Below are 23880 nucleotides of genomic sequence, written 5' to 3'. Positions count from 1 at the left end.
GGCTGGGGTACGGGCTGGGGCATTGACTGGCCGGCCCGGAGGTGCGGGCTGGGTGGCGGCTTGCGCGGCTCGGCGGCGGGTTGTGCGGCGAGGAGGTGCGGGCTGGTGCTGGCTTAGGCGGCAGGTGGCGCGGGCTCGTGGGGCGGGCGGCGGCTCATGCGCATTGCGAGTGCCACGATGCCGGCGAGGACGAGCAGCCCGAACAGACCGGCGACCAGGCCGAGCAGGAGCCACGGGAACCCCTCCGGCTCCTCGGCCACCGCGCGCAGGTCGTGGTTTTCGCTGACCCGGAGGGTCCACGTGACGGTCCGGCCCTGCAGGACCGCCTTGTCGTCGCGCTCGACCACGTCGCCCGGGAAGGTCACGGACACGCGGTACTCGATTTTCTGGATCTCATTGAGCATCTCCACCGGGACGGTCGCCACGTCACCCAGCTCGGTGGCGTTGGTCTCGAAGGTGAAGATGTATCTGCCGTTCTCGTGTGCGATCCGTGGTCCCTCGGGGGCCGCGTTGAACTCCGAGAATGGCATGTTTTCGAAGTGGATCCGGCGCCCATAGAACGTGCCGTCGTCGTAGATTTCCGCGCGCGATCCCTCGGGCAGTTCGGACAGTTCGTCCTCGACGTTCGCCCAGCCCTGCTCCGGCGTCTGGCCCTGGAGCGTCAGGATGGGCATGGCCACGGCGAAGACCAGCGACCCGTTGACGACGTCACGCTCGCCGTCGACGGTCAGCGCGAAATCGATCTTCATGCATCCGGTGAGCGCGGAAATCGCCACGACGAGCGCGGCGACGGCGCGCAGCGGTCGAAACACGCCCGACAGTATGAGCGCTAGATGCGCCGCCGGACAACATAGGCGAGCCCGAAGACCCCACTCGCGATGATGATGATCGCCGCGACGTTGAGGCCCATGAACCGGCTCCAGTCGCCGATCATCGCGCCCACGTCGGGCGGCTGGGAGGCGGGCAGCCCACCGCCCTGCCCACCCATGCCCGGCTCGGGCGTCACACCCTCCAGCGGTACGCCCGCCGCCAGTAGCGACGTGGGCAGGCTCAGCCGGCCGTAGAACCAGCCCTCGGCCACCTGACGCCCGGGTTGGTCGGCCGGCCGGAACACGCGCGGCCCGCCGACCGCCATCGGGTACACCTCGAAGCGATCGGTCGCCTGGCCCATGGTGAGCAGGACGACCGTGTACTTCGGACCGAGCTGCTCCGGCGGAGGCGGCCCGGTGACGGGCGTCTTGTCGATCAGCCACTTGACCTCGCGGCGCATCACGTCTTGCCGCTGGGCGTGCTTGTCCGACGACAGCACGATCGGCGTGGCCAGCGCGTCACCGCTGATCTCGACGAAGTCCACGATCGGCGGCGCGCTGGGCGATGGCGTGGGCGCGGCGGCGACGGCCGGGGCTCCCCACGCGCAGGCAACAACAATCGAGCCGACCAGCACTTGCAGCCGACGAACCATGACAGCCCCGTTTCCCACTACTCGCGGATTTGACTCATAGACGTCTGGGAAGTCCCAGACGTTGCAGTGATTCTTGCCCGTGCTGAAGCAACTCACCAGCAGCACCGCTTTTAGCCGCCGCCCTCCCTTGCGATCTTGAAAGCAAAGAGCGCACTTTCAAGGTCGCGGCGGGAAAACAGCGGCGCGGCGCTGGAAGAATTTCACCAGTCCCGGCGGGAACTGTCCATGCGGGTACCTTCGACCAATGGTCATGAAGCGTCTGGCTCTTGCGATCGCGGCGGCCGCGGTCGGGTTCGCCGCCCTGTGGGGCAGTCCCGTGTTCGCCCACAACACCCTGGTGGAGGCCGCTCCCGCCAAGGACGCGGCGCTCACCGAACCGCCCGCCGAGGTGAGACTGCGCTTCCTGGCCGAGCTCAAGCCCGACACGAAACTGACCGTCACGGATGCGCAGGGGGCGAGCGCGATCGGCGAGGCGACGATCGACGGCAAGAGCATCTCGGCCCCGTTCACCGGCACGGCGGGCGGCCGCTACACGGTCGCCTACGAACTCATGTCGGCCGACGGGCACCCGGTGAAGAGCAGCTACTCGTTCACGTTGCAGCTGGCGCAGGCGCCCGTCGTCGCGGAATCCAGCGCACCGCCGCCGCCGCCGTCGTCGGCCCCACCGGCCGCCGCGCCGGAGCACAAGGCGGAGAGCACGCCCTGGTTCCCCTATATCGGCGGGGCGGCCGCGGCAGGGCTCGTGGTCGGCGGGATCATCGCTTTCCTACGCCGCAAGCGCGGTGAGTCGGGCTAGTGTCCTTTCGCGACCGAGCACTTCGAGCGACTCGAACAGCGGCAGGCCGATCGACCGGCCGGTGACGGCGACCCGCACGGGCGCCTGAGCCTTGCCCAGCTTGAGTTCGTGCGTCTCGCCGACCGCGACGAGGGTGTCCTTGAGCGTGGTGGCGTCCCACGTGGACAGCCGCTCGAACGCCTCGATGACGGCCGGCAGGATGTGCGCGTCCTTGCTCGCCTTGGCCCACGCCGCCTCGTCGATCGTGGGCCGGTCCACGAACAGGAAGTCCACATTGGACACGATCTCGGACAGCAGCGCGATGCGGGTCTGCGCCAGCTCGGCCACCCGGGCGAACACGTCCCGGTCGTAGCCGGGAATCGTGGTGAGCCACGGCTCGCACGCGTCGATGAACTCCTCCAGCGGCAGCGCGCGGATGTATTCGCCGTTGAACGCGCGCAGCTTCTTCTCGTCGAAGAACGCGGGGGAGGGGTTGACGTCTTCGAGCCGGAACTCCCGCTCGATGACGTCCCACGGCACGATCTCGCGGTCGCCCGACGGCGCCCAGCCCAGCAGCATCAGGTAGTTTTTCATGGCGGCGGCGAGGTAACCCTCGTCGCGGTACGCCTCCAGCGCCACCTTGTCGCGCCGCTTGGACAGCTTCTGCCGCTTCTCATTGACCACGACCGGCACGTGCGCCCACACCGGCGGCTTCTGTCCCAGCGCCTCCCACAGCATCTGCTGTTTGGGCGTGTTGGGCAGGTGCTCCTCGGCCCGGATCACGTGCGTGATCCCCATCGTGATGTCGTCGACGACATTGGCCAGCAGGAAGACCGCCGAGCCGTCGCCGCGTGCGATGACGAAATCCTCGATGAGGCGGTTTTCGAACGTGGGCTCGCCCCGGATGACGTCGACCACGGTGGTCGTGCCCTCGTCGGCCGTGCGGAACCGGATCGCGCCGCTGGTCAGCCCGCGGTCGCGGCAGAACCCGTCGTAGCCCGCGTGCTTGTTGCCCGTGCGCTCGACCACGTCGTCGCGCGTGCAGGTGCAGTAGTAGGCACGGCCGTCGTCGAGCAGGCCCCGGATCGCCTTGGCCTGCTCGCCCGCGTAGGCCGACTGGAACAGCGGGCCCTCGTAGCTGCCGCGGCTGATGCCGAGCCAGTCGAGCGCCGACAGAATGCCCTCGGTCCACTCCGGACGGTTGCGCGCGGTGTCGGTGTCCTCGATGCGCAGCACGAACACGCCGTGGTGCTGCTTGGCGAAGATCCAGTTTTGCAGGGCCGAGCGAGCCCCGCCGACGTGGAACATTCCAGTGGGAGAGGGAGCAAAACGCACACGTACCGTCACGATGGTGAACCTATCAAGAGCTGGTGTGTGGCCAGTTCGCGGTACAGCGGACTGGTTTGCAGGAGCTCATCGTGCCGACCGACCGCGGCCACGCGGCCGTGCTCCAGCACGACGATCTGGTCCGCATCGACCACCGTGGAGAGCCGATGGGCCACGATGAGCACGGTCCGCCCGGCCGCCGCGGTGTCGATGGCCGCCTTCAGCGCGGCCTCGTTGCGCGCGTCGAGGTTGGACGTGGGCTCGTCGAGCAGAAGAATGTCGGGGGCCGCCAGTAGCGTGCGGGCTATGGCAAGACGTTGGCGCTCGCCACCCGACAGCAGCACGCCGCCCTCGCCGACCTGCGCGTCCAGGCCGAGCGGCGAGCGGGCGACGATGTCGGAGAGATTGACGCTGTCGAGCACCTTCATCAGAGCAGTGTCGCTCGCGTCGGGTGTGGCAAGCAGCAGATTTTCCCGGATGGTGCCGGCGAGCACCGGCGACTCCTGCTCCACGTAGCCCAAGCGCGAGCGCAGTTCGTCGTGCGTCATCTGGCGGATGTCGACGCCGCCGACGCGGATCGCGCCGCCGGTCGCCTCGTAGAAGCGTTCGACCAGCGACAGGAGGGTGGACTTGCCCGCGCCGGACGGTCCGACCAGCGCGGTGCGCGTGCCGGGGGCGACCGTGAAGCTCACCTTTTCCAGCACGGGCCGGCCCGTGTCGTAGCCGAACGTCACGTTGTCGAAGGCGACCGCCGACGTCGCCGGGACGCTGCCGTCCGATGTGGACGATTCCTCGGGTATCGCCATGACCTCTTCCATGCGGGTCAGCGCGCCCAGCCCCGCCTGCAGCTGGGTATAGGCGTTCATGGCCTGACCGAGCGGCATCACCAGGAAGAATATGAACAGTACGAAGGCGACCAGATCGCCGATCGTGATGGCTCCGCTGGCCACACGCGCCCCGCCCACACCGAGCACGAGCAGAAACGAGCCCTGCACGGTGACCGACATCGCGGGTGCGATCGCCGATTCGAGCCGGGCGATGCGCAGGCCCGCCCGATACGCCTGGCTCGCGGCCGCGGCGACGGTCTCGGTTTCGCGGTCCTCGGCACGGCTGGCCCGGATGGTGCGGGCCGCGGTGATGGCCCGTTCGACGGCGGAGGTCATCTCGCCGATGCGTTCCTGGGCCTCCCGCGACAGCCCGCGGATGCGGCGCACGAAGATGATGCCGCCGGTGAACCCGATCGTGAGCCCGGCGAGGGTCACGCCGAACAGGAGCGGGTCGAGCAGAATCATGCCCGTGGCCGCGCCGACCACCATGAGCACGCCTGATACCGAATCGAACAGGCCGGAGGTGACAACGGCTCGCAGCAGGGTCGTGTCGGCGCCGACGCGAGACAGCAGGTCGCCGGTGCGGCGGGCGTCGTATTCGGCGATGGGCAGGCGCAGCAGCTGCCAGGCGAGCCTGCGCCGCGCCGTGAGCACGAGCCCTTCGGCGGTCCGCTTGAGCAGATAGCTGCGCAGCCCGTCAAGCACGGCCACGCCGACGAGCACGATCACGAGTGCGGCCACGGCGCGGGAGATCGGGGCCGACGCGCTGATCCCGTCGAGCACGTCGCGGGTGAGCAGGGGCTGGGCCAGCGTGCCGAGGGTGGTGATCAGCGAGAGGATCGCGACGAGGACCAGCGAGGAGCGATGGTCGCGCAGATAGGGCCATAACGAACGCAGGCCGACCCCGGGTTCGGCTCCGTTCAGGCGAAGCCGTGCTCTTGCGCGGGTGGACTCGGTCGCGAGTGGAGCCGGAGCTTCGCGCTCGCTGTCGCCCCTTCCAGGGCGGTGCGAGGTCGACGCGGGCTGGTTCGAGGCCTCCCGCTGCGGGGAATGCCGCGGGGAACTGGGCATGCGAGCAAGGTTACGCGTGCCGGCGTCCGGGGCCGCCACGTGATTTCGGGCCCGCTCACTGCCGAAGCGCCCACCCGACCGGCGCGATCGGACACCACAACGGAATGGCGACTTCCCCTTCTCCAATGCATTGGTCAGCACACACGCCGGACGTCCTATCGCACGTTCATCGATATCCCTGCCCTACAAAGATGTGCCACCGCCCGCCGCCGAGGCGTACCCCTGCGCGATGGAGGTCGCCCGCGAGCATCGCGAGCGCCATGTCAACCCGCAGGGCCAGGTGGCGTGGCGGCGGCTCACTACACGATCAAGAACGTCGGCAACACGACGTGCAGCGTTCTGATCAACTACGGCTGCGCGCGCAACAACCCGTGAGGCTCCTCTAGGTCAGGTGAAGACAGAGAAAGACCATAGGGAGTACCCATAGCGCGTGGCGGGTTGGACGCCGTGCATGCGCACGTATCGTGCCTGTGTTGGCGCGAACGACAGCGCGTCCAGCCCGCCCTGCCCATCCGTGACGGTCGCCACGGTGCGCCAATTGGTCCCGTCCGTGGAGACCTCGATTCTGTAGCCCCGCGCATAGGCGGCCTCCCAGTCGAGCGCGACCCGCTTCACCGAGCGCACCGTCCCGAGGTCCACGCGGATCCACTGGTTGGCGTTCCAGTCGCTGAACCACCGCGTGTTGCGGTTGCCGTCCACCGCGAGCCCGGCCAGGATGCTCCAGCTGCTCGCGCGGGCCGACCGTCCTAACGCGACATCCGTCGGTGCCGCGTAGTTTTCGGCCGCCTCCAGCGTGCGAAGGTATGCGGGCGCGCCACCGGCCAGGTCGTCGACGATCTCATCGCCCGCGATCCGGCGCATGTCCTCGATCCAGTCGGGCATCAGGCCGTAGTGGGCCATGCCATCGCGGTTGTAGTCCCACGTGCGCTGCCCGGTGGTGAGCCGGCCCATCGACACGCCTTCGAACGTGGTGAACGGATACTGCACCGCGCTTCCGGCGCGCGGCGCGGGCAGCCCGCCGAATCCGTTGGCGTCGATGCCGACCCCGTAGCCGGGCACGCCGTATTGCTTGCGCAGCGGCAGAGTCCGGCGCCATTCGTCGACGAACTGCTGTGCCTGGTGGCCGTACTGCGTAATCATTCCTCCAAGGGCATAGATTCTTTGGAGGTACCCCGGAGCGGTCCAGCTGTGCGAGGAGATCACGCCCGGGTAGCCGACGGACTCCAGGATGTCCAGCGTCCGGTCCGCCGCTTTCACACTCATGTGATCGATCTCGATGATCATGCCACGCGCGATCATGCCGCGGACCATGTGCTCGCCGAGCGCGGTCAGCCCATAGACGTTGCAGTGCGGGGCCGGCGGATAGACGGGCAGGCTGATGCCCGGCGGGAGCAGCCGCGCGAACTCGTCCGGGATCACGCCGGCCGGAGAGATCGTGTTGTCGTGGTGTGGGCCGGTGCAGGTCGTGGCCTTCCAGAACTGCCCGGTGCCCACGAAGTTCCCGATATTGATGATGTTGCCGATGGTGCCCGAGTCGAACCGCACCCCGCACAGCGCGTTGTCGAACTTGTGGCACACGAACATGCTGCGCACGCCGAGCGCGTAAAGCTCATCCAGTCCGCGGTCGATGTCGGCCGCACTGCACTGCGGGATGGTGAGGATCTGCCGGCAGCCGAACGGCTCGGACGTCTCGACCCCGAGGATGACCGCGAGTTTGCCGGCCGCGATCGCGTCGCGTGCCTGCGCGGCCGTGCGCGCGATGCGGAACCAGCCCCGGCCGGGCCCGCCGTGCTGCGCGTCGATGAACGCCTCAAGCTGGCTCGTCAGCTGCGCCTGGAGCCGGATGGACGTCATCTCGTCGCACGGCCGGTCTTTGAGCGGGTAGATGTCGCACAGCTGGCGGTTGGTGACCAGATCGTTGACCATGACGCGCAGGCCGCCGCGCCAGGCGCGTTCGATCCAGGAGTAGTAGTTCTGTTGGTGCGTCAGCGAATTGTGGGCCGGCCAGTCGCGCAGGGCCGGGTAGCCGGCCGGGTCGTGGGTGCCGACCGGGGTGCCGTAGCGGGTGAAGTTTTCGAACCAGGCCAGCGAGCCGTCGGGGTGGTGGTCGGCGCAGTCGACCAGCGCGGCGGCCGGGCCGGCGGGGTCGAACACTTTGCCGCACAACAGTTTTCCGCCGAACGCCTCGTTGGAGAACAGGTGGTTGTGCGCGTCGATGTAGCCGAGGATGGGCAGGGTCTGCGCCGGGGCCGGAGGCGATCCGATGAAAATGACCGCGACGGCGGCGGCGAGAGCAATGTGAAGGGTGGGGCGACGGGGGATCATGACCACCTCGCTTCAAATTGAAGATCTTTCACATTGAGGCTTGCCGCTACGTTAAACCTCTTGTTACTAGCCGGTCAACAGTTAGGGTTCTGGGATGTTTCGATGGGTGCTCGCGATCGCCGCCGCAGTGGTGGGCGTCGATCAGGCGACGAAGTGGTGGGCCGAGTCGGTGCTCGCCGATGAGTCGATTCCGGTGCTCGGCGATCTGCTCGTGCTGCGGCTTACCTACAATCCCGGTGCCGCCTTTTCGATCGGTGCCCGATACACCTGGCTGTTCGCGATCTTCGCGGCGGTGGCAGTGGGCGTCGTCGTGCGGTTGGCGCGCAACGCGCGGACGCGGGGGTGGGCGGTGGCGCTCGGCCTCATCCTCGGCGGCGCGGCGACCCACCTCATCGACCGGCTCGCGCGGGAGCCCGGCTTCATGCTCGGGCACGTAGTGGATTTCATCGACTACGGAGGCCTGTTCGTCGGAAATGTGGCCGACATCGCTCTCTTCGTGGGCGTCACCCTCGCTGTGCTGCTCAATCTTCGAGGAAGTCAGATCACCAGGCGGGACACGGTTGATTTCCCACCTAACACATAGGGATACTGGGTCGCATGGATTGGGCGCTCGCGGCTGCTGGATTTGGGGTGGGGACCATCGTCGGCCTCACCGGCATGGGCGGTGGCGCCCTGATGACACCGATACTCGTGCTGTTCTTCGGCGTGCCGCCGCTGGCGGCGGTGTCCAGCGACCTGGTGGCGAGCGCGATTATGAAGCCCGTGGGGTCGGCCGTGCACATCAAGCGCGGTCGGGTCGACTGGCGGCTGGTGGGATGGCTGTGCGTGGGCAGCGTGCCGGCGGCGTTCAGCGGGGTGCTGCTGTCCAAGGCGCTCGGCAACGGGGTCGGCGTGCAGGAGGTCGTGCGGATCGCGCTCGGGGTGGCGCTGCTGCTCGCGGTGGCCGGGCTCGTTGGACGGGCACTGGTCCGGATGCGCAGCGGTGTCGAAGAGGGTGGGTTTCAGCAGGTGCAGGCGCGGCCGGTGGCCACGATCGTGGTGGGGGTGGTCGGTGGGGTCGTGGTCGGGATGACCAGTGTGGGGTCGGGGTCGCTGATCATCGTGGCCCTGCTCGCGTTGTATCCGATGTTGCGGCCGAATGATTTGGTGGGGACCGATTTGGTACAGGCCGTGCCTCTGGTGGGTGCGGCGGCCATCGGGCACGTGCTGTTCGGCGACTTCCAGATGCACCTGACGACATCGCTACTGCTCGGATCGATCCCGGGCGTGTTCCTCGGGGCGCAGATCTCTTCGCGTGCGCCCGGTGGGCTGATCCGGTGGGCGCTGGCGATCGTGCTGCTGGCCAGCGCACTCAAGCTGCTGCACGCCTCCAACACGCAGGTCGTGGTCGGGGTGGCGGCGGCCCTGGCGATCGGTTTGCTCGGGTGGGCGGGCCTGCGCCAGCCATCCGTGCGCAGAATTGTCGTAGGGTCGTGAGAAGCTCTGTGGCATGCGGAAGGCGTTGATTGTCAGGGGTGGCGCGGAGTTCCACGAGCCGGTCAAGACGACCGAGAGTTTTCTGCCGTTCCTGGCGCGCGAGGGGTTCGACGTCGAGATAGCCGAGTCGCTGTCGGTCTACGACGATCGCGAGCGCCTGCTCGGCGCCGACCTGATCGTCCAATGCTGGACCCGCGGTGAGATCACTCCGGAGCAGAGCAGAAACCTTGCCGAGGCGGTGCGTTCGGGCGTGGGCTTCGCCGGGTGGCACGGTGGCATCGTGGCCTCCTTCGCCGACCGCGACTATCAATGGATGTGCGGCGGCTGGTTCGTCTGCCACCCCGGCAACTTCGTGCGGCACACGCTCACCGTGACGCGGCCCGACCACCCGATCGTCGCCGGGCTGTCCACGGTGGAGCTCGACACCGAGCGATATTGGGTGCTCACCGACCCGCTCAACGAGGTGCTGGCCACCATCACGTTCCCGGTGGAGGAGGGCCGGCCCTGGCACGAGCCCGTCACGCACCCGGCCGTCTGGACGCGCCAGTGGGGCCAGGGCCGCATCTTCGTCTCGACCGTCGGCCACCACCTGCCCGATCTCGACCTCCCCGAGATCCGCACGCTCACCGAGCGTGGCCTGCTCTGGGCCGCCAGGCCCTGACCGGCGGCACTGACCCGCGGCACTAACCCGCGCAGCCTTTGGCCGGCAGTCGTGGCTGCGCTCCGGCCTGACCGGGCGCACGGACCGTGGCCGACGCGGTCGATGACGTGCGGGCCCTCGCCGACCCCAGGGCTGGCAGCGGTTCGCGGTCTTCGGCGGCTCGGGTGGCGGCCCGCACGCGCTGGTCTGCGTCGACCCGGACGCGATGGCGCGGATCCGGGCGACCTTCCTCGACGGCATGGACGGCTGGGTCGACGACAGTCTCGCCTTCGCCCGGCCCTGGGGCTTCGAGCCGGAGAAAATCACCGTGCCGGTCGGCGTCTGGCGCGGAGTCGACGACTCCATCGTCCTCGCAGGACACGCCGACTGGCTGCTCGTGCACATTCCCACGGCGCAAGGCCACGCGTACCCCGGCGGACATCTGCCCGGCCCAGACGTGTACCGCCAGATTTACGACTGGCTGCGTGCTTGCGCCTAGCGGAGCGATTCCTTTCCGACGGGTCGGAGGTCTGCATTGCCGGAGAGCTTCAGTGGGGCGCCGTGCAGGGCGGCGCCCGGGTGAGAAGGGGACACGGCAATGCCGAGCAAACAGATGGAGGCGGTCAAGCGGCACTGGGCGGCGCTCCGCCAGGCTGATCAGCTCCCGGCGGAGGAGCAGCCGGACGCCGAGTCGGCCAATAATGCCTGGGGCGGGCTCACGGCGGAGCCGCGCGGGGTGGACTACATCGAGACCGACGCGGCCGGTGTGCCCGCGATGTGGCTTGTGCCAAAGGAAAGCGTCGCGGATCGGGTACTGCTGTGCATGCACGGCGGTGGGTTCGTCGGCGGGTCCATGTACTCGCATCGCAAGCTGTTCGGCCATCTCGCCAAGGCGGCGGGAGCGCGTGCGTTGATCTTCGACTACCGGCTCCTCCCGGAGCACACCCATCCGAGCCAGGTCGATGACGCGACCGCGGTCTACGAGTGGCTGCTCGGGCAACGCTGCTCGACGACGCCCGCCAGCTCGACGAGCACGCCCGCAAGGCAGGGGTTGAGGTGCGGCTGGACGTTTTCCCGGAAATGCAGCACACGTTCCAGATGGCCGTGGGCCGGGCGCCCGAGGCCGACGAGGCGATTAGCCGCATGGCGCAATGGGTGCGCCCCCGGTTTGGACTGCGGTAGGGGTTCGATGGCTGACGCGGCGGACGAATTCGGGCGCCGGACGGAGCCGTTGCGGCGCGAGTTGCTGGCGCACTGCTATCGCATGGTCGGTTCAGTGGACGAGGCCGAAGACCTCGTGCAGGAAACCTATCTGCGGGCGTGGCGCGCCTACGACACGTTCGAGGGCCGGTCGTCGCTTCGGGTCTGGTTGTACCGCATCGCCACCAACGTCTGCCTGACCGCGCTCGCGCAGCGCGGTCGGCGGGCGTTGCCGTCCGGCCTGGGCGCACCGGCCACGGATCCCGATGCCCCGCCGAGTCCGGCCGGTCCCGACGTGGCGTGGCTGGAACCGATGCCCGACTCGCGGGTGACCTCGGACTCCGATGATCCGGCGGCGATCGTCGTCTCGCGCGAGAGCCTGCGGCTCGCGCTCATCGCGAGCCTGCAACACCTTCCCCCGCGGCAGCGGGCGGTGCTCATTTTGCGGGAGGCGCTGGGATTCCCGGCGGCCGAGGTCGCCGCAATGCTGGACACCTCGACGGCGGCGGTCAAGAGCACGCTACAGCGGGCACGGGCCCAACTCGGCGAGGCGGCCCCGGAGCTTGGACAGATCAGCGAGCCGACCCAGCCACAGGCTCGCGCGCTGCTGGACCAATACATGGCAGGTTTCGAGCAGGCAGACATGGACGCGCTGGAACGGGCCCTGCGCGCGGACGCCGCGATCGAAATGGTGGGTACCGGGACGTGGTTCGCCGGTCGCGAGACATGCCTGCGCTTCCTGACCCACGTGGTCGGATCCCCGGGGGACTGGCGCATGATCGCGACGGCGGCCAACGGGCAGCCCGCAGCGGCCGCGTATGTGCGCGACAGCGACGGGGTCCACCGCGCGTTCGGGCTCGGCGTGCTGTCGGTGACAGGCGAGGGCATCGCGCGCATACATGTGTTCGGGGGAGGTTCAGGGTTGGTCGCGAAGTTCGGCCTGCCACCGGAGCTCGACGGCCAGGTGGTCCGAGAGCCAGTCCTCAAGCGCGGCAAGGTCTGAGTCGGTCAGGCCCATCGTGGCGCTGTATCGCCGCCGATGATGGGAGGGCGATAATGGGAGGATGCCCGGCAGGCTCGTGACGCTGTTCGTGTGTGGCGACGTGATGACCGGCCGGGGTGTCGACCAGATCCTGCCGCACCCCGGCGACAGTCGGCTGTGGGAGTCATACGTCAAGGACGCGCGGATGTATGTGCGGCTGGCGGAGGAGGTCAACGGCCCGATCCCGGCGCCGGTGAGTTATGCGTGGCCGTGGGGCGACGCGTTGGGGGTGCTCGACGAGCAGGCGCCCGACGTGCGGGTGATCAACCTGGAGACGGCCGTGACGCGAAGCGATGACGTGGCCTGGCCCAAGCCGGTGTGCTACCGGATGAACCCGGCCAACCTCGCGTGCCTGACCGTCGCGAAGCCCGACGTCGCGGTGCTCGCGAACAATCATGTGCTCGATTTCGGGTACCAGGGAATGGCGGAAACACTGGAAAACCTGGACGTCGCCGGGATCGTGACGGCCGGGGCGGGCGCCGACCTCGCGGAGGCTCGCCGACCGGCGGTGGTGCCGGTGGGCGACGGTTCGCGGGTGCTGGTCTGGTCGTTTGGCACCGGGTCCAGCGGCGTGCCGTCCTCGTGGGGTGCGACCGCCGACCGTCCGGGCGTCGATTGCCTGCCCGACCTCTCCGCCGCCACGGCCGCGGAAATCGTGCAGCGCGTGCAGCGGGTCAAGCGGGCGGGCGATGTCGCCGTCGCGTCCGTGCATTGGGGTTCCAATTGGGGGTACGAGGTCGGCGACGATGAGGTTGACTTCGCCCACTGGCTGATCGACGGCGGCTTCGACGTCGTGCATGGGCACTCCTCCCACCACCCGCGGCCGATTGAGGCGTACCAAGGAAAAATCATCCTCTACGGCTGTGGCGACTTCATCGACGACTATGAAGGAATTTCAGGCCATGAGGAGTACCGCGACGATCTCCGCCTGATCTATCTGGCCACGGTGAACCCGGCCGATGGCCGGCTGGTGCGGTTGACGATGGTGCCCATGCGGGCGCGCCGGATGAGTCTGCATCACGCCCGGCGGGCGGATGCGCGCTGGATGGCGGCCACGCTTGATCGGGTCAGCCGTCCATTCCGGACACACGTCACCCTCGACGGCTCCCGCCTAGTCTGCGCTTGGTGACGGCCGGGTCCAGACCTCGGCGTCGGCCAGGAAGGCCTTGGCGGCGCTTCCGGGGACGGGTGCGCCGCCGATGTGCAGTGAGCCGGTTTCGCATGGCATGAACACGGTGGACAGGCCGTGCTTCACCCCGCCGAGGGCGAACTCGTCGGTCTGGAACAGGCGCCGGTCGGTCGGCGGTCCAATCTGGACGGTCAGGTCGCGTGGCGTGGCGTGCAACCCGGTTGTCAGGTCAAGCTCGATGAGCACCTCGTCGACGTCGACCTCCGGCACGGGCCAGGTCAGACCCGCGACCTCGGGGAAGTGGCGGGTGAAGTCCTGCGCCAGCCACAACCCGAGGCTGGCATCGGTCGCGACCACGCGTGTCGCGCCCGCATGCCACAGCACGATGGCGCGACCCGGGCCACACTCGGACCAGTCGGCCCGCCACACCGACGCGAAAGCGACGCGCTCATCACCGTGCAGGATGGTCAGCCCCGGATTGGCGCCGATGAAGCGGATCATCCCTTAAGGAAGGAGAAGCGGACCTGGCGGGTCGGGTTGTCCCCGTTGGTGTCGACCAGGCAGATGGACTGCCACGTGCCGAGCGCAATCCGGCCGCCGACCACCGGCAGGCTCGCATAGGGCGCGATAAAGGCGGGCAGCACGTGATCGCGGCCGTGCCCCTTGGACCCGTGCCGGTGACGCCAGCGGTCGTCGGTCGGCAGCAGCTCGTCGACGGCCGTGAGCAGGTCGTCGTCGCTGCCCGCCCCGGTCTCGATGATCGCGATCCCGGCCGTGGCGTGCGGCACGAAGACGTGCAGCAGCCCATCGCCCTTGCCCTCGGCGAACTTCGCGGCCTGGTCGGTCAGGTCGGCCACCGCGGGCCGGCCGCCCGTCCGGACCGTGATCACTGTGCTATCCATGCACGTAAGGTATCCCGCGCGATAGCCGGCCACGGAGGGGGCATGTCGGCTGGCCATCATAGACGCACCCTGATGTTATCTATGTCGATATATTGGCCGGGCGTGAGACTCAAGTTCGCATTGGCCCCTTCCCTTTTCGCAGTTATCCCAATCCGCGTTTCCGCTGCTGATCATCACGTCTCGCTACTGGCACGTCCGCCAATTCGTCCCGATCTTCCCCTCAGGGCTATTGGACGTACGACCACTCGGAGGTGGACTACTGCTGAACTAGGGTGTCGGTGACAGCCGCCGACCTGGGAGCAGACGTGTCTACCGTTACCGCTGCGTTGTTCACATGGCCGTTAGGGGACGACGTCGCCCTGATACCGCGCACGGCCGCGGTTGCGGAGGCCCACTTTGCGTTGGTGGAGGCCAACTACGAGCGTCTCGCCCGCTGGTTCCCGGACGCATTCCAAGAGCCGCCGACGCTCGAAAGGGTTCGCGCGAACTTGAAGGGAGCGGGCCAGGCGTGGCTTGAGGGATCGTTGTTGCCGCTGTCCATCGCGGTGAAGGCGGAGGGTGGCTGGCGACTGGTTGGCTGGGCCCAACTGGTAATCGACAGCGCTGCGCGGTCAGCCGAGGTTGGTTATTGGCTCGATGCCGATTTCGAGGGACGTGGACTGGTCAGGCGGACCGTCACGGCCATGCTGGATCACGCTTTCGGGCAGCTCGGGTTACAACGGGTCGGGTTGCAGACCACCGCCGACAACACGCGGAGCCGGAAAGTGGCCGAGCACCTGGGGTTCACGCAGGAGGGCGTACTGCGGGAAAACGCCGCCTTCCCCGACGAACGTCGTGATCTCGTGGTCTACGGTCTCCTGGCACGCGAGTGGCGTCAGTCAACGAACTCACCGTAGGCCGGCCGGTCGGCAACGTCTGCCGACAACATGCGCTGTTCTGCGCGAGCCGGATCTCTGATGCTCGCTGCGACCGCGCCCGCCTCACCCGGCTCACCCGCTTCGATCGGTGAGCCGTCCACACCACCGCGACGCCGGATCGACGTACGGCCGGAGCAATGCGGTCAGATCCGGATCGCTTCGGCCGAGCAGTTCGTCGGTCGCGACCCTGCGGGCCACTCCGGCGAGCAGGTCCGCGACCTGGACCCGGGGTTCGGTTCGCGAATCCGCCTGACGGAATCGAATGAAGCGACCTCGGGCCGGGAGGCGGATCAGTTCGAGCGGCGGCGCGGCCAGCACCTCTTCGAGTAGTTGCATGCGCCGCTCGGTCAGCGCGGACTGCTCGTCGTGGACGACCGCGACCGGATGCAGTCCACGACTCCAGTGCAGCACCGTCCGGGCGAGCGCCGGAATCAACGGTTCCAGCACGGGCTGCAGCACATGATCGGCGAGCAGTCGGGCGCGGGCCGAATAGGCTTCCTGCCGTGCGTTGCGCAGCTCGTCGAGGATCGCTCCGGCGCGGCTGTCACCGTCGATGGTCCGGAGCAGCTCGACCTGGTCGAAGAACGCGTCGACGGGCGCATGGAGCTGCGGGCGGCGGTTTGCGCGCAGGACCGCGTTGGCCGCTGTCAAGAACTCCCGCCAATGCTCCCGGCCGTAGGTGTCCGCGCCGGCGCGGCACAGCCCGACCGCCAGACTCGCCAGCCGCAGGTCCGGGCGCAGGCCGAGACTCGCCGTGTCGACGGAGCCTCCGAGGAACAGGTCGAGGACCCGGCCGAGCACGAAACAGGACTTGTGGGTCAGATGGACTCGGGCGCGGCCGTGCACCGGACCGGACGGGCCGAGAAACTCGGCGAGCCCGGGTCCGCCCTTGGTCCGGAACAGGTGTGCGGCCTTGTATTCGTGGCTGTGCTGCCCGGGGCGGCCACGCAGCGCGCGGATCCACTCCGCGGCCACGTCGATGTCCAGCCGGACGCTGGCATGCGCGATGACGGAGGAGTTGGCGGTGGCTAGGTTGCTGCCTTCCCAGCCCGACTCGTCACACGCGATCTCAAGGGCGTGCTCGGTTGATGTCTGTGTAATCTCCATTGCCTTTCCTGGCGCTCCAACGGACACGTCGACGGGTGAGCACGGTCGACGCTCACGTCAGTGGAGCTGCCAGAGGACATGGGGCCCATCCTGGTCGCCCGAGCCGGGTTCCGCCACCGACTTTTCCGTGCGCGCTCGCCCTGGCATTCGCGCGGATCGCCGGGCTTGTCGCGGCCGGGCTCGCGGCGCGCGGCTGTTGGGCGGCGACCAAGTCGCGGCGCTCTGGCGTGAACGCTGGGTGCGCGCGGCCCAGATCGCGGGCCTGCTTGCGCTGTCGGCGATCGGTGCGGAGCTGCTGGCCGCCTACGACGACAGCACCGGCCGCCCCGGGCAGCTGTTGTTTTCCGTCGTCTTCTTCGCCGGGCTGTACGGCGCACCAGCCCTGTGGACTATCGCGACATCGAAAGCTGGGAGCAGTCGCTGCGGGGCACGTTCATCGCGCCGCTCGGATTCAGCGCCACGAACGCGCTCAATTTCGTCGCCGGACACGTGATCTACAGCTTCTGCGCGCCCATCGCGGTCGCGGAGGCGTGGCGACCGCAAGCCGCCCGCACGCCGTGGTTGGGCCCGGCCGGGATCGCCGTCGCAGCGGCCGCATACGTGCTCGCGGCCGTGCTCATCGTGTCCGATCCCGAGTCGCACAGCGGATCAGCCGCTCAGGTCGCGGGGTCACTCGTGGTCGGGGGGCTGTGCGCCGGCGCCGCCGTCATCCTGAGACGCAGACGCAGAGACCAAGACCGGCCGCGCACGCGGCATGCCCCTGCCCTCTGGGCGACCGTGGCGGCTTCGTTCGTGGTGTTTCTCGCGGCCGAGATGGTGCCGCCGGAGACCTGGGTGGGTGTAGGCATTACGACGGCGGTGTTCATCGCCGGTACCGTATTGCTCGCGCACGTTTCCCGCAGCTGCGACTGGGGCGTGCGCCACACGGCCGCGGTCGCCATCGGAGCGCTGTTGAGCCGTGGCACGTTGGCTTTCACCTACTACCCGCTGATAGGTCAGACATCCGCCGTGCAGAAGTACGGGCACAATGTGGTGACGCTTGCCATCGTCGGCTTGGCCGGGTGGCTTGCGTTGCGCAACCCAACAGCTACCAGGATGCGGCGATGACGCGGCGGTGCCGTTCCTCGTATGTGGACAGTTCGGCGTCGATGGCGGCCGCCCGGGCGTCGGACAGCACGATGGCCGGCGCGCGGTGTGCGCCCGCGCCGACGACGGCGTGGCGCAGCCCGGCGGGCGGGTGCGAGGCGAACAGCGACGCGTCCCGCCGGATGGTCAACTGGCGGATGGTGGGGAACCGGTCGCGCAGATTGGCGCGGGCCTTTTCCACGCCCTCGCGCCAGCCGTCACCGCGCTGTCCCGACCGCGATCGCGCGCCGATCACCGTGGTCAGACCGTCCGCTGTGGACAGTGCGTCGAGCGCACCCAGCACGGCGGCCGACCCACCGACCCGCACGGCCAGCTCGTCGGCGTAGTACTCGGCGCGCTGGGCCTGCCGCGCGCCAATCGCGTTGAGCCCCATGTGCACGATCCGGCAGGTGTGCGAGGCCGCGAGCAGGAACGGCCGGGCCGCCCACTCGGCGAAAAACTGGATGAACAGGTCCTCCCGTGCCTCGGGCCGGTCCTGGTGGAGCACGTCGGCGAGAATTCCGAACGTTTGCAGCGCGGGTGACGTGGCAAGCCCGATGCGCAGGTCGCCGTTGGCGAAATGGCCCATCTCGTGCGCGAGCACGGCCACCCGCTCCTGCGGGCGCAGCGACGCCCAAAGTGGCAGGCCGAGCATGAGCACGCGCCGTCTGCGCAGGCCCACCGTAACGCCGAACGCGTCCCAAGCCGCGCCGACCAGCACGACGTGCGGAGCGGGCGCGCCCGTCGCGGCCGCAGCCTCGTCGACGAGCGCGAACAAATGCGGCGCCCGATCGCGCGTGACCTCGTCGTACTCGTCCAGATACGGCTTGAGCCGGCCGAGTCGCGGGCGCAGCAGCCACGCCAGCAGGAGCAGCAGCACGCCCACGGGCTTCATGAGAAACGCGCCCGCCACGATCAGCCAGACGCCGAGCGCGGCCAGACCGGCGATGGCCGCGAGCAGCAGGCCCGAGACCAGCGCGAGCCACAGCGTCGCCGCGCCGACCGTCGGCCGCTCGATCCGCTTGCCGCGCAACGACTCGTACAGCTTGATGCTCAGGTCGTATCCCGCGGTGTGGTCGAGCCGCCCGATTCTGCGAGCCAGCCAGCCGTCGCCGGGCTCCTCCTGGTACCAGTCGAGATTCCAAAGACAGCGGCCACACCACGGCGTTGCGTCGCCCTCGGTGACCAGGCGAGAATGGCATCGCGGGCAAAGGTCGGTCAGGGTCGGGGCGACGATGGTCACCGGCGCATCCTAGCGGGGGAGGCTAGCCGGTGCGCTGTCCCGCCAACGCCGTCGCCGCCGCCCGGAACTCGTCGCCGAACTGCAGCACCGAAACCCATTGCGCCGGAAGAGCTTGCACCCCGTCGCGCGCACCGAGCAGGCCGCCCGCGATCGCGCCGTTGGTGTCGGTGTCGTTGCCTATGCGCACGATGTCGATCAGCGCCTCGTGCAGTGGCCGCGGGTCGAGCAGCGCGGCGACGGCCAGGCTGAGCGAGTCGAGCACATAGCCCGCCGCCTCGTCCTCCAGGAAGGTCTGCCCGGTGCGGACCAGCATCTCCGGCTTGAGATGCGTGCCATAACCGATGGCGTCGGCGACGGCCTGGCTGCCGAGCTCGGTCGCGGTTGACCGTCCAATCTCTACAGACTCTTCGGCGGTACCCGATGCGAGCAGGCTGGCCACGATCTCGTTATAGCAGGCACAGGCCACGGTGCACCGTGGATCGGCATGCGTGATGGCCGATATTCGCATGGACTCGTGGATGCGCCGGTCGCGATCGCGCACCGCGAGGGCGGTCGGGATGCAGCGCATCAGCGAGCCGTTGCCCGCCTGGCCGGTGCCGCAACCGCTCGCATACGGGTCGCCGCCCGCCTCGTACCGGCGCAGCCCGGTCAGCGTCGCCCGGCCCACATCGCGCGGCGGCCTGCCATGGCCACGCCCTGGCCAGCGGCCCGCGAGCCAGTCGAGCATGTTGTCGGCCGCTGTGCGCACAATGTCGTCGCCCGGTTGGAGGTAGGCCAGCAGCACCGCGCGGGTCAGGTCGGTGTCGTCGGTGGCGTGCCCGGGCGGCCACAGGAACGGGCCACCACCCACGATCTCGCGCACACCCTCCGGGTATCTCTCACGGATATCGGCCCACGGCGAGAACTCCACGGTCGCGCCGAGCGCATCCCCGGCATGCACACCCAGCAATGCCCCGGCGATCCGATCCTCAACGTCCACAACTCGCCAGCATATGCCCGCTCGTCCAGATCGGCACCCCCCGCGAGGCGGACGCAGTCATACTGAACAATGGCCGCCTGATCATCCGCCGATGCCTATCATGGCTCGCCTGGCACGCGAGAGGCGCCGCGGCTGGTGCCGGGGCGCCTCTCGGGTGACTGTCCGATCTCGACTGTCAGGTGTCGCCGCCGGTTTCGCCCGCGGGCGCGGCGGTCACGTCGTGGATGGCGTATTTGCGGGCCGCCTCGGCCGGTGCGGTCTTGTCGACCTGGCCGGCGCGGGCCAGCTGCGAAAGCACCGCGACCACGATGGACTCGGCGTCCACGTTGAAGTGCCGGCGCAGGGCGGCGCGGGTGTCGGACATGCCGAACCCGTCGGTGCCCAGCGACGTGTAGGTGCCCGGCACCCAGCGGGAGATGAGGTCGGGCACGGCGCGCATCCAGTCGGACACCGCGACCACCGGACCCTCCGCATTGGACAGTGCCTCGGTGACGTATGGCACGCGCTCGGCCTCGTCCGGGTGCAGCAGGTTGTGCCGCTCGCAGTCGACGGCGTCGCGGCGCAGCTCGGTCCAGCTGGTCGCCGACCACACGTCGGCCGCCACGCCCCAGTCCTGCGCGAGCAGGTGCTGCGCCTTCAGGGCCCACTGCATGCCCACGCCGGAGGCGAGGATCTGCGCCTTCGGACCTTCCACTGCCGATTTCTGGTACCGGTAGAGGCCCTTCAGCATCCCGGCGACGTCGACCCCTTCCGGCTCCACGGGCTGGAAGATGGGCTCGTTGTAGACCGTCAGGTAGTAGAAGACGTCCTCGGGCTGGTCCCCATACATCCTGCGCAGACCGTCCTGCACGATGTGGGCGATTTCGAACCCGAACGCCGGGTCGTAGGCCACGGCCGCCGGGTTGGTCGCCGCGATCAGGTGCGAGTGCCCGTCCTCGTGCTGCAGGCCCTCGCCGTTGAGCGTGGTGCGGCCGGCGGTCGCGCCGAGCAGGAACCCGCGGCACATCTGGTCGGCGGCGGCCCAGTAGAAGTCGGCCGTGCGCTGCCACCCGAACATCGAGTAGAAGATGTACACCGGGATCATGGGCTCGCCATGCGTGGCGTAGGACGATCCGGCAGCGGTGAACGAGGCGGTCGAGCCGACCTCGTTGATCCCCTCGTGCAGGATCTGTCCGACCGTGGCCTCCTTGTACGACAGGAACAGCTCACGGTCGACCGGCGTGTATTGCTGCCCGTGCGGCGAGTAGATCTTCGCGGTCGGGAACAGCGAGTCCATGCCGAAGGTGCGCGCCTCGTCCGGGATGATCGGCACCCAGCGCGGCCCGATGTTTTTGTCCTTCATCAGGTCTTTGAACAGCCGGACGAACGCCATCGTGGTGGCGACCTTCTGCTTGCCCGAGCCCTTCTTCAGGTCGCCGTAGGCCTTGTCCTCGGGCAGCACCAGCTTGGTGCCCGATACTCGCCTGGCCGGTAGCGGTCCGCCCAGCGCGGCGCGGCGCTCCATCAGGTACGCGTATTCGTCGCTGTCGAAGCCCGGGTGGTAGTAGGGCGGCTCATACGGGTTGGCCTCCAGCGCCGAGTCCGGGATCTCCAGGAACAGCCGGTCGCGGAACGCCTTCAGGTCGTCGAGCGTGAGCTTCTTCATCTGGTGCGTGGCGTTGCGGCCCTCGAAGTGGGAGCCCAGCGTCCAGCCCTTGATGGTCTTGGCGAGGATCACGGTCGGCTGGCCGGTGTGCTCGACCGCTGCCTTGTAGGCCCCGTAGATCTTGCGGTAGTCGTGCCCGCCGCGCTTGAGCCCCCAGATCTCGTCGTCGCTCATGTGCTCGACCATCTTGCGGGTGCGCGGGTCGCGGCCGAAGAAGTGCTCGCGCACGTAGGCCCCGGACTCGGCCTTGTAGGTCTGGTAGTCGCCGTCGGGCGTGGAGTTCATGAGGTTGACCAGCGCGCCGTCGGCGTCGGCGGCCAGCAGCGGGTCCCACTCCCGGCCCCAGATCACCTTGATCACGTTCCACCCGGCGCCCCGGAAGAACGCCTCCAGCTCCTGGATGATCTTGCCGTTGCCGCGGACCGGACCATCGAGCCGCTGCAGGTTGCAGTTGATCACGAAGGTCAGGTTGTCGAGCTCTTCCCGCGCGGCCAGGCCGATCGCGCCGAGCGTCTCCGGCTCGTCCATCTCGCCGTCGCCAAGGAACGCCCAAACCCGTTGCTGCGACGTGTCTTTAATGCCCCGATGATGAAGGTATCGATTGAAGCGCGCCTGATAGATCGCGTTGACCCCGCCGATGCCCATGGAGACCGTCGGGAACTCCCAGAAGTCGGGCATGAGCCGCGGGTGCGGATAGGAAGGCAGCCCCCCGCCCGGGTGCGACAGCTCCTGGCGGAACCCGTCCATCTGGGCCTCGCTCAACCGGCCTTCGAGGAAGGCCCGCGCATACATGCCCGGGGACGCGTGCCCCTGGAAGAAGATGTGATCGCCGCCGCCCGGGTGGTCCTTGCCCCGGAAGAAGTGGTTGAAGCCCACCTCGTAGAGCGAAGCCGAGCTCGCGTAGGTCGAGATGTGACCACCGGCGCCGATGCCGGGACGCTGTGCCCGGTGCACGGCCATGGCCGCGTTCCACCGGATGTAGGCGCGCAGGCGCCGCTCGACGTGCTCATCGCCCGGGAACCACGGCTCGCGGTCCGGTGGGATGGTGTTGATGTAGTCGGTCGTGGTCAGCGGTGGGACGCCGACCTGGCGTTCACGGGCGCGCTCCAGGAGGCGCAACATCACGTAACGCGCACGTTTTGCGCCGCGCTCGTCGATGACCCCGTCGAGCGAATCAATCCACTCGAGTGTCTCCTCCGGATCGATGTCCGGCAGTTGACTCGGCAGGCCGTCGCTGATCACCGGGCGCTTGCGTTCGGTGGCCACAGGCGTTCCCTCGTTGTCGTCGTTTTCTTGGGACTTGTTTACCCACCCATGGTGGAGTAGGGCTAAGAGCCATCCTGCCCTTCCCATGGGTGTTTCGTCACGCGGACTCCTGCCTGATGCGACGCTCAACACCGTACCGATAAGTAACTTTTAGCGGGCCTCTGTGCAGGAATCGATGATTGGCACTATTCTCGGCGTACATGCGGCCAGTCGTCGGGCTCTTCGTGCTCCTCTATGGTCTCGTTTTGGCACTGAACACCACCGCTCCGGCGATCGCCAGACTGGTCGGCAAGCAGGTCATCGCGCGGGCCGAAGGCGAATGCAGTGGACCGCTCGGTAAGCCCCCATTCGGTGGACTCTACGGCACGTGCCCGGCCCAGTGGTCGGGTTCGGACGGTGGGCGGGTGGTCGGCCACGACGTCAGCGCCGCCCTGCGCGACGGATCCGAGCCCGCGTATCGGTACCCGATATTCAATGACTATGCCGTCCTCAACCCGAGCCCGCCCGACCAGGCAGCCGGGATCGTCGCCGTTTTGATCACCACATTGGGGGTGCTGTTGCTCGTGGCGGAGCGGCGGCGGGCGCGCCACGATCCTTTCGCCGAACCTATAACCTCGGACACATGACGCTTGTTGAGGCGCCCATCACGGGCGTCACGGTCTTTCCGGACAGGGCACGGGTCACGCGGCGCGGCAGCGTGTCGCTTGCGGCAGGGGAGCACCGGGTGCTGGTCGGCCCGCTGCCGACGGGCCTGCTCCACGATTCGGTGCGGGTGTCCGGGCAGGGCCCGGCCACGGTGCTGGGGGTGGATATCGTGACGCGCAGGCAGCCGCAGAGCCTCGACCCCGAGGTGGTCGAGATCGAGGAGCGCCTGCGGGCGATCGCCGACACCATGGCGGCGATGGACGACGCCGACGCGATCGCGGTCACCAGAGAGAAGTTTCTGGGAAGAATTACCTTCCGATCAGCCGGCACCTTCGCGACCGGCGACATCACGGCGGCCGGACGCTTCGCCGATGACATCGAGGCCCAGCTCACGGACGTGAAGCAGGGCGTGCGGCGGCGGGCGCGGGAGCGCACGCTGCTGGTCAAGGAGCGCGAGGCGGCCCAACGGCGGCTCGACGATCTGCGCGGGCGCGCCTTTCCCGACCAGGTGTTCGCTGAACTGGCCGTGGAGGCGGGCGAGGAAGCCACGATCGAGCTGGAGCTGTCATATGTCACGCATGGGGCGTGGTGGCACAGCAGTTACGACCTGCGGTTGGTGGGGGAGCAGCTGACGCTCACCTGGTACGGGTTGGTGACCCAGCACACCGGCGAGGACTGGCCCGAGTGCGACTTGAAGCTGTCCACCGCCCGCCCGGCGGGCGCGCTGGAGGTGCCCGAGTTGGACCCGTGGTACCTGGATCGCGTCCGGCCCATGCCG

22 protein-coding genes and 1 pseudogene are annotated in these 23880 nt (G+C 68.6%); 12 read left to right on the top strand and 11 right to left on the bottom strand.

Features of this window, described 5'->3' with window-relative positions; genetic code table 11:
• Positions 1-113: 113 nt before the first annotated feature.
• Positions 114-812 (bottom strand): LppM family (lipo)protein, encoded by a 699-nt coding sequence (locus DM816_RS25695; protein ID WP_117212968.1) that lies wholly within the window; start codon positions 810-812, stop codon positions 114-116.
• Between the two features lie 17 nt (positions 813-829).
• Positions 830-1462, bottom strand: a complete 633-nt coding sequence (locus DM816_RS25690) for a hypothetical protein (RefSeq protein ID WP_117212967.1) — start codon at positions 1460-1462, stop codon at positions 830-832.
• 244 nt (positions 1463-1706) lie between these two features.
• On the opposite strand from DM816_RS25690, the gene DM816_RS25685 reads away from it, so the two are divergent.
• Positions 1707-2258: a copper resistance CopC family protein gene (locus DM816_RS25685; RefSeq protein ID WP_117212966.1), complete on the top strand. Its 552-nt coding sequence runs from the start codon at positions 1707-1709 to the stop codon at positions 2256-2258.
• Here DM816_RS25685 and gltX read toward each other — a convergent pair.
• From gltX to DM816_RS25670, 3 genes are all read right to left on the bottom strand, one after another.
• Positions 2229-3584 (bottom strand): glutamate--tRNA ligase, encoded by a 1356-nt coding sequence (gltX, locus tag DM816_RS25680; protein WP_117212965.1) that lies wholly within the window; start codon positions 3582-3584, stop codon positions 2229-2231. The two genes, DM816_RS25685 and gltX, sit on opposite strands and share 30 nt — an antisense overlap.
• The gene (locus DM816_RS25675) at positions 3581-5461 is read right to left on the bottom strand and encodes an ABC transporter ATP-binding protein (RefSeq protein WP_117212964.1); all 1881 of its coding nucleotides are present in this window, start codon (positions 5459-5461) and stop codon (positions 3581-3583) included. Before DM816_RS25675 ends, gltX begins: the two co-directional genes overlap by 4 nt.
• A gap of 387 nt (positions 5462-5848) precedes the next feature.
• Positions 5849-7786 (bottom strand): galactose-binding domain-containing protein, encoded by a 1938-nt coding sequence (locus DM816_RS25670; protein ID WP_117212970.1) that lies wholly within the window; start codon positions 7784-7786, stop codon positions 5849-5851.
• A gap of 94 nt (positions 7787-7880) precedes the next feature.
• Between DM816_RS25670 and DM816_RS25665 the strand changes: the two genes are divergently transcribed.
• The 7 genes and pseudogenes from DM816_RS25665 (at position 7881) to DM816_RS25635 (ending at position 13273) form a co-directional block, all read left to right on the top strand.
• Positions 7881-8369: a signal peptidase II gene (locus tag DM816_RS25665; protein WP_117212963.1), complete on the top strand. Its 489-nt coding sequence runs from the start codon at positions 7881-7883 to the stop codon at positions 8367-8369.
• A 14-nt stretch (positions 8370-8383) separates the two neighbouring features.
• Complete coding sequence (locus tag DM816_RS25660; protein ID WP_117212962.1) at positions 8384-9262, top strand: sulfite exporter TauE/SafE family protein; 879 nt, start codon at positions 8384-8386, stop codon at positions 9260-9262.
• Between the two features lie 13 nt (positions 9263-9275).
• Positions 9276-9923 carry a ThuA domain-containing protein gene (locus DM816_RS25655; protein ID WP_117212961.1) on the top strand — a complete coding sequence of 216 codons (648 nt, stop codon included), beginning with the start codon at positions 9276-9278 and terminating at the stop codon, positions 9921-9923.
• A 205-nt stretch (positions 9924-10128) separates the two neighbouring features.
• Positions 10129-10401, top strand: a complete 273-nt coding sequence (locus tag DM816_RS25650; RefSeq protein WP_211588852.1) for an alpha/beta fold hydrolase family protein — start codon at positions 10129-10131, stop codon at positions 10399-10401.
• 99 nt (positions 10402-10500) lie between these two features.
• Positions 10501-10893 (top strand): annotated as a pseudogene (locus DM816_RS45920) (alpha/beta hydrolase); the annotation flags it as partial.
• A gap of 198 nt (positions 10894-11091) precedes the next feature.
• Positions 11092-12105, top strand: coding sequence for a sigma-70 family RNA polymerase sigma factor (locus DM816_RS45915; protein ID WP_117212960.1), 1014 nt, complete (start codon positions 11092-11094; stop codon positions 12103-12105).
• Between the two features lie 61 nt (positions 12106-12166).
• Positions 12167-13273: a CapA family protein gene (locus DM816_RS25635; RefSeq protein ID WP_117212959.1), complete on the top strand. Its 1107-nt coding sequence runs from the start codon at positions 12167-12169 to the stop codon at positions 13271-13273.
• Here the strand turns inward: DM816_RS25635 and DM816_RS25630 are convergent.
• Together DM816_RS25630 and DM816_RS25625 are read right to left on the bottom strand one after the other, a co-directional pair.
• Positions 13256-13774: a hypothetical protein gene (locus tag DM816_RS25630; protein WP_117212958.1), complete on the bottom strand. Its 519-nt coding sequence runs from the start codon at positions 13772-13774 to the stop codon at positions 13256-13258. The two genes, DM816_RS25635 and DM816_RS25630, sit on opposite strands and share 18 nt — an antisense overlap.
• On the bottom strand, positions 13771-14175 hold the full coding sequence (locus DM816_RS25625) for a YjbQ family protein (RefSeq protein ID WP_117212969.1): 405 nt from the start codon (positions 14173-14175) through the stop codon (positions 13771-13773). The genes DM816_RS25630 and DM816_RS25625 overlap by 4 nt, the downstream gene beginning before the upstream one ends.
• Positions 14176-14579: 404 nt before the next feature.
• Between DM816_RS25625 and DM816_RS25620 the strand changes: the two genes are divergently transcribed.
• Positions 14580-15071: a GNAT family N-acetyltransferase gene (locus DM816_RS25620; RefSeq protein WP_162907833.1), complete on the top strand. Its 492-nt coding sequence runs from the start codon at positions 14580-14582 to the stop codon at positions 15069-15071.
• Between the two features lie 93 nt (positions 15072-15164).
• On the opposite strand, the gene DM816_RS25615 is transcribed toward DM816_RS25620, so the two are convergent.
• Positions 15165-16199, bottom strand: coding sequence for a hypothetical protein (locus DM816_RS25615; protein ID WP_117212956.1), 1035 nt, complete (start codon positions 16197-16199; stop codon positions 15165-15167).
• A gap of 384 nt (positions 16200-16583) precedes the next feature.
• Between DM816_RS25615 and DM816_RS25610 the strand changes: the two genes are divergently transcribed.
• The gene (locus DM816_RS25610) at positions 16584-17306 is read left to right on the top strand and encodes a hypothetical protein (RefSeq protein ID WP_117212955.1); all 723 of its coding nucleotides are present in this window, start codon (positions 16584-16586) and stop codon (positions 17304-17306) included.
• On the opposite strand, the gene DM816_RS25605 is transcribed toward DM816_RS25610, so the two are convergent.
• From DM816_RS25605 to aceE, 3 genes are all read right to left on the bottom strand, one after another.
• Positions 17287-18567 (bottom strand): M48 family metalloprotease, encoded by a 1281-nt coding sequence (locus DM816_RS25605; protein WP_117212954.1) that lies wholly within the window; start codon positions 18565-18567, stop codon positions 17287-17289. The two genes, DM816_RS25610 and DM816_RS25605, sit on opposite strands and share 20 nt — an antisense overlap.
• Positions 18568-18589: 22 nt before the next feature.
• Positions 18590-19546: an ADP-ribosylglycohydrolase family protein gene (locus tag DM816_RS25600; protein WP_162907832.1), complete on the bottom strand. Its 957-nt coding sequence runs from the start codon at positions 19544-19546 to the stop codon at positions 18590-18592.
• Positions 19547-19721: 175 nt separating this feature from the next.
• A complete protein-coding gene (aceE, locus tag DM816_RS25595) occupies positions 19722-22457 on the bottom strand; it encodes a pyruvate dehydrogenase (acetyl-transferring), homodimeric type (RefSeq protein WP_117212952.1) in 2736 nt (911 codons plus the stop codon).
• Positions 22458-22657: 200 nt separating this feature from the next.
• Between aceE and DM816_RS25590 the strand changes: the two genes are divergently transcribed.
• Both DM816_RS25590 and DM816_RS25585 read left to right on the top strand, forming a co-directional pair.
• Complete coding sequence (locus DM816_RS25590) at positions 22658-23083, top strand: hypothetical protein (RefSeq protein WP_117212951.1); 426 nt, start codon at positions 22658-22660, stop codon at positions 23081-23083.
• Positions 23080-23880, top strand: an 801-nt coding sequence (locus DM816_RS25585) for a mucoidy inhibitor MuiA family protein (protein ID WP_117212950.1), incomplete at its 3' end; no start/stop codon positions are given. The genes DM816_RS25590 and DM816_RS25585, both read left to right, overlap by 4 nt.

Origin of the sequence: Allorhizocola rhizosphaerae (assembly GCF_003426775.1) — a bacterium.
Classification (GTDB): Bacteria; Actinomycetota; Actinomycetes; order Mycobacteriales; family Micromonosporaceae; genus Allorhizocola; species Allorhizocola rhizosphaerae.
The sequence above is the reverse complement of the archived record's forward strand: the minus strand, read 5'-3'. Positions and strand labels throughout refer to the sequence as shown.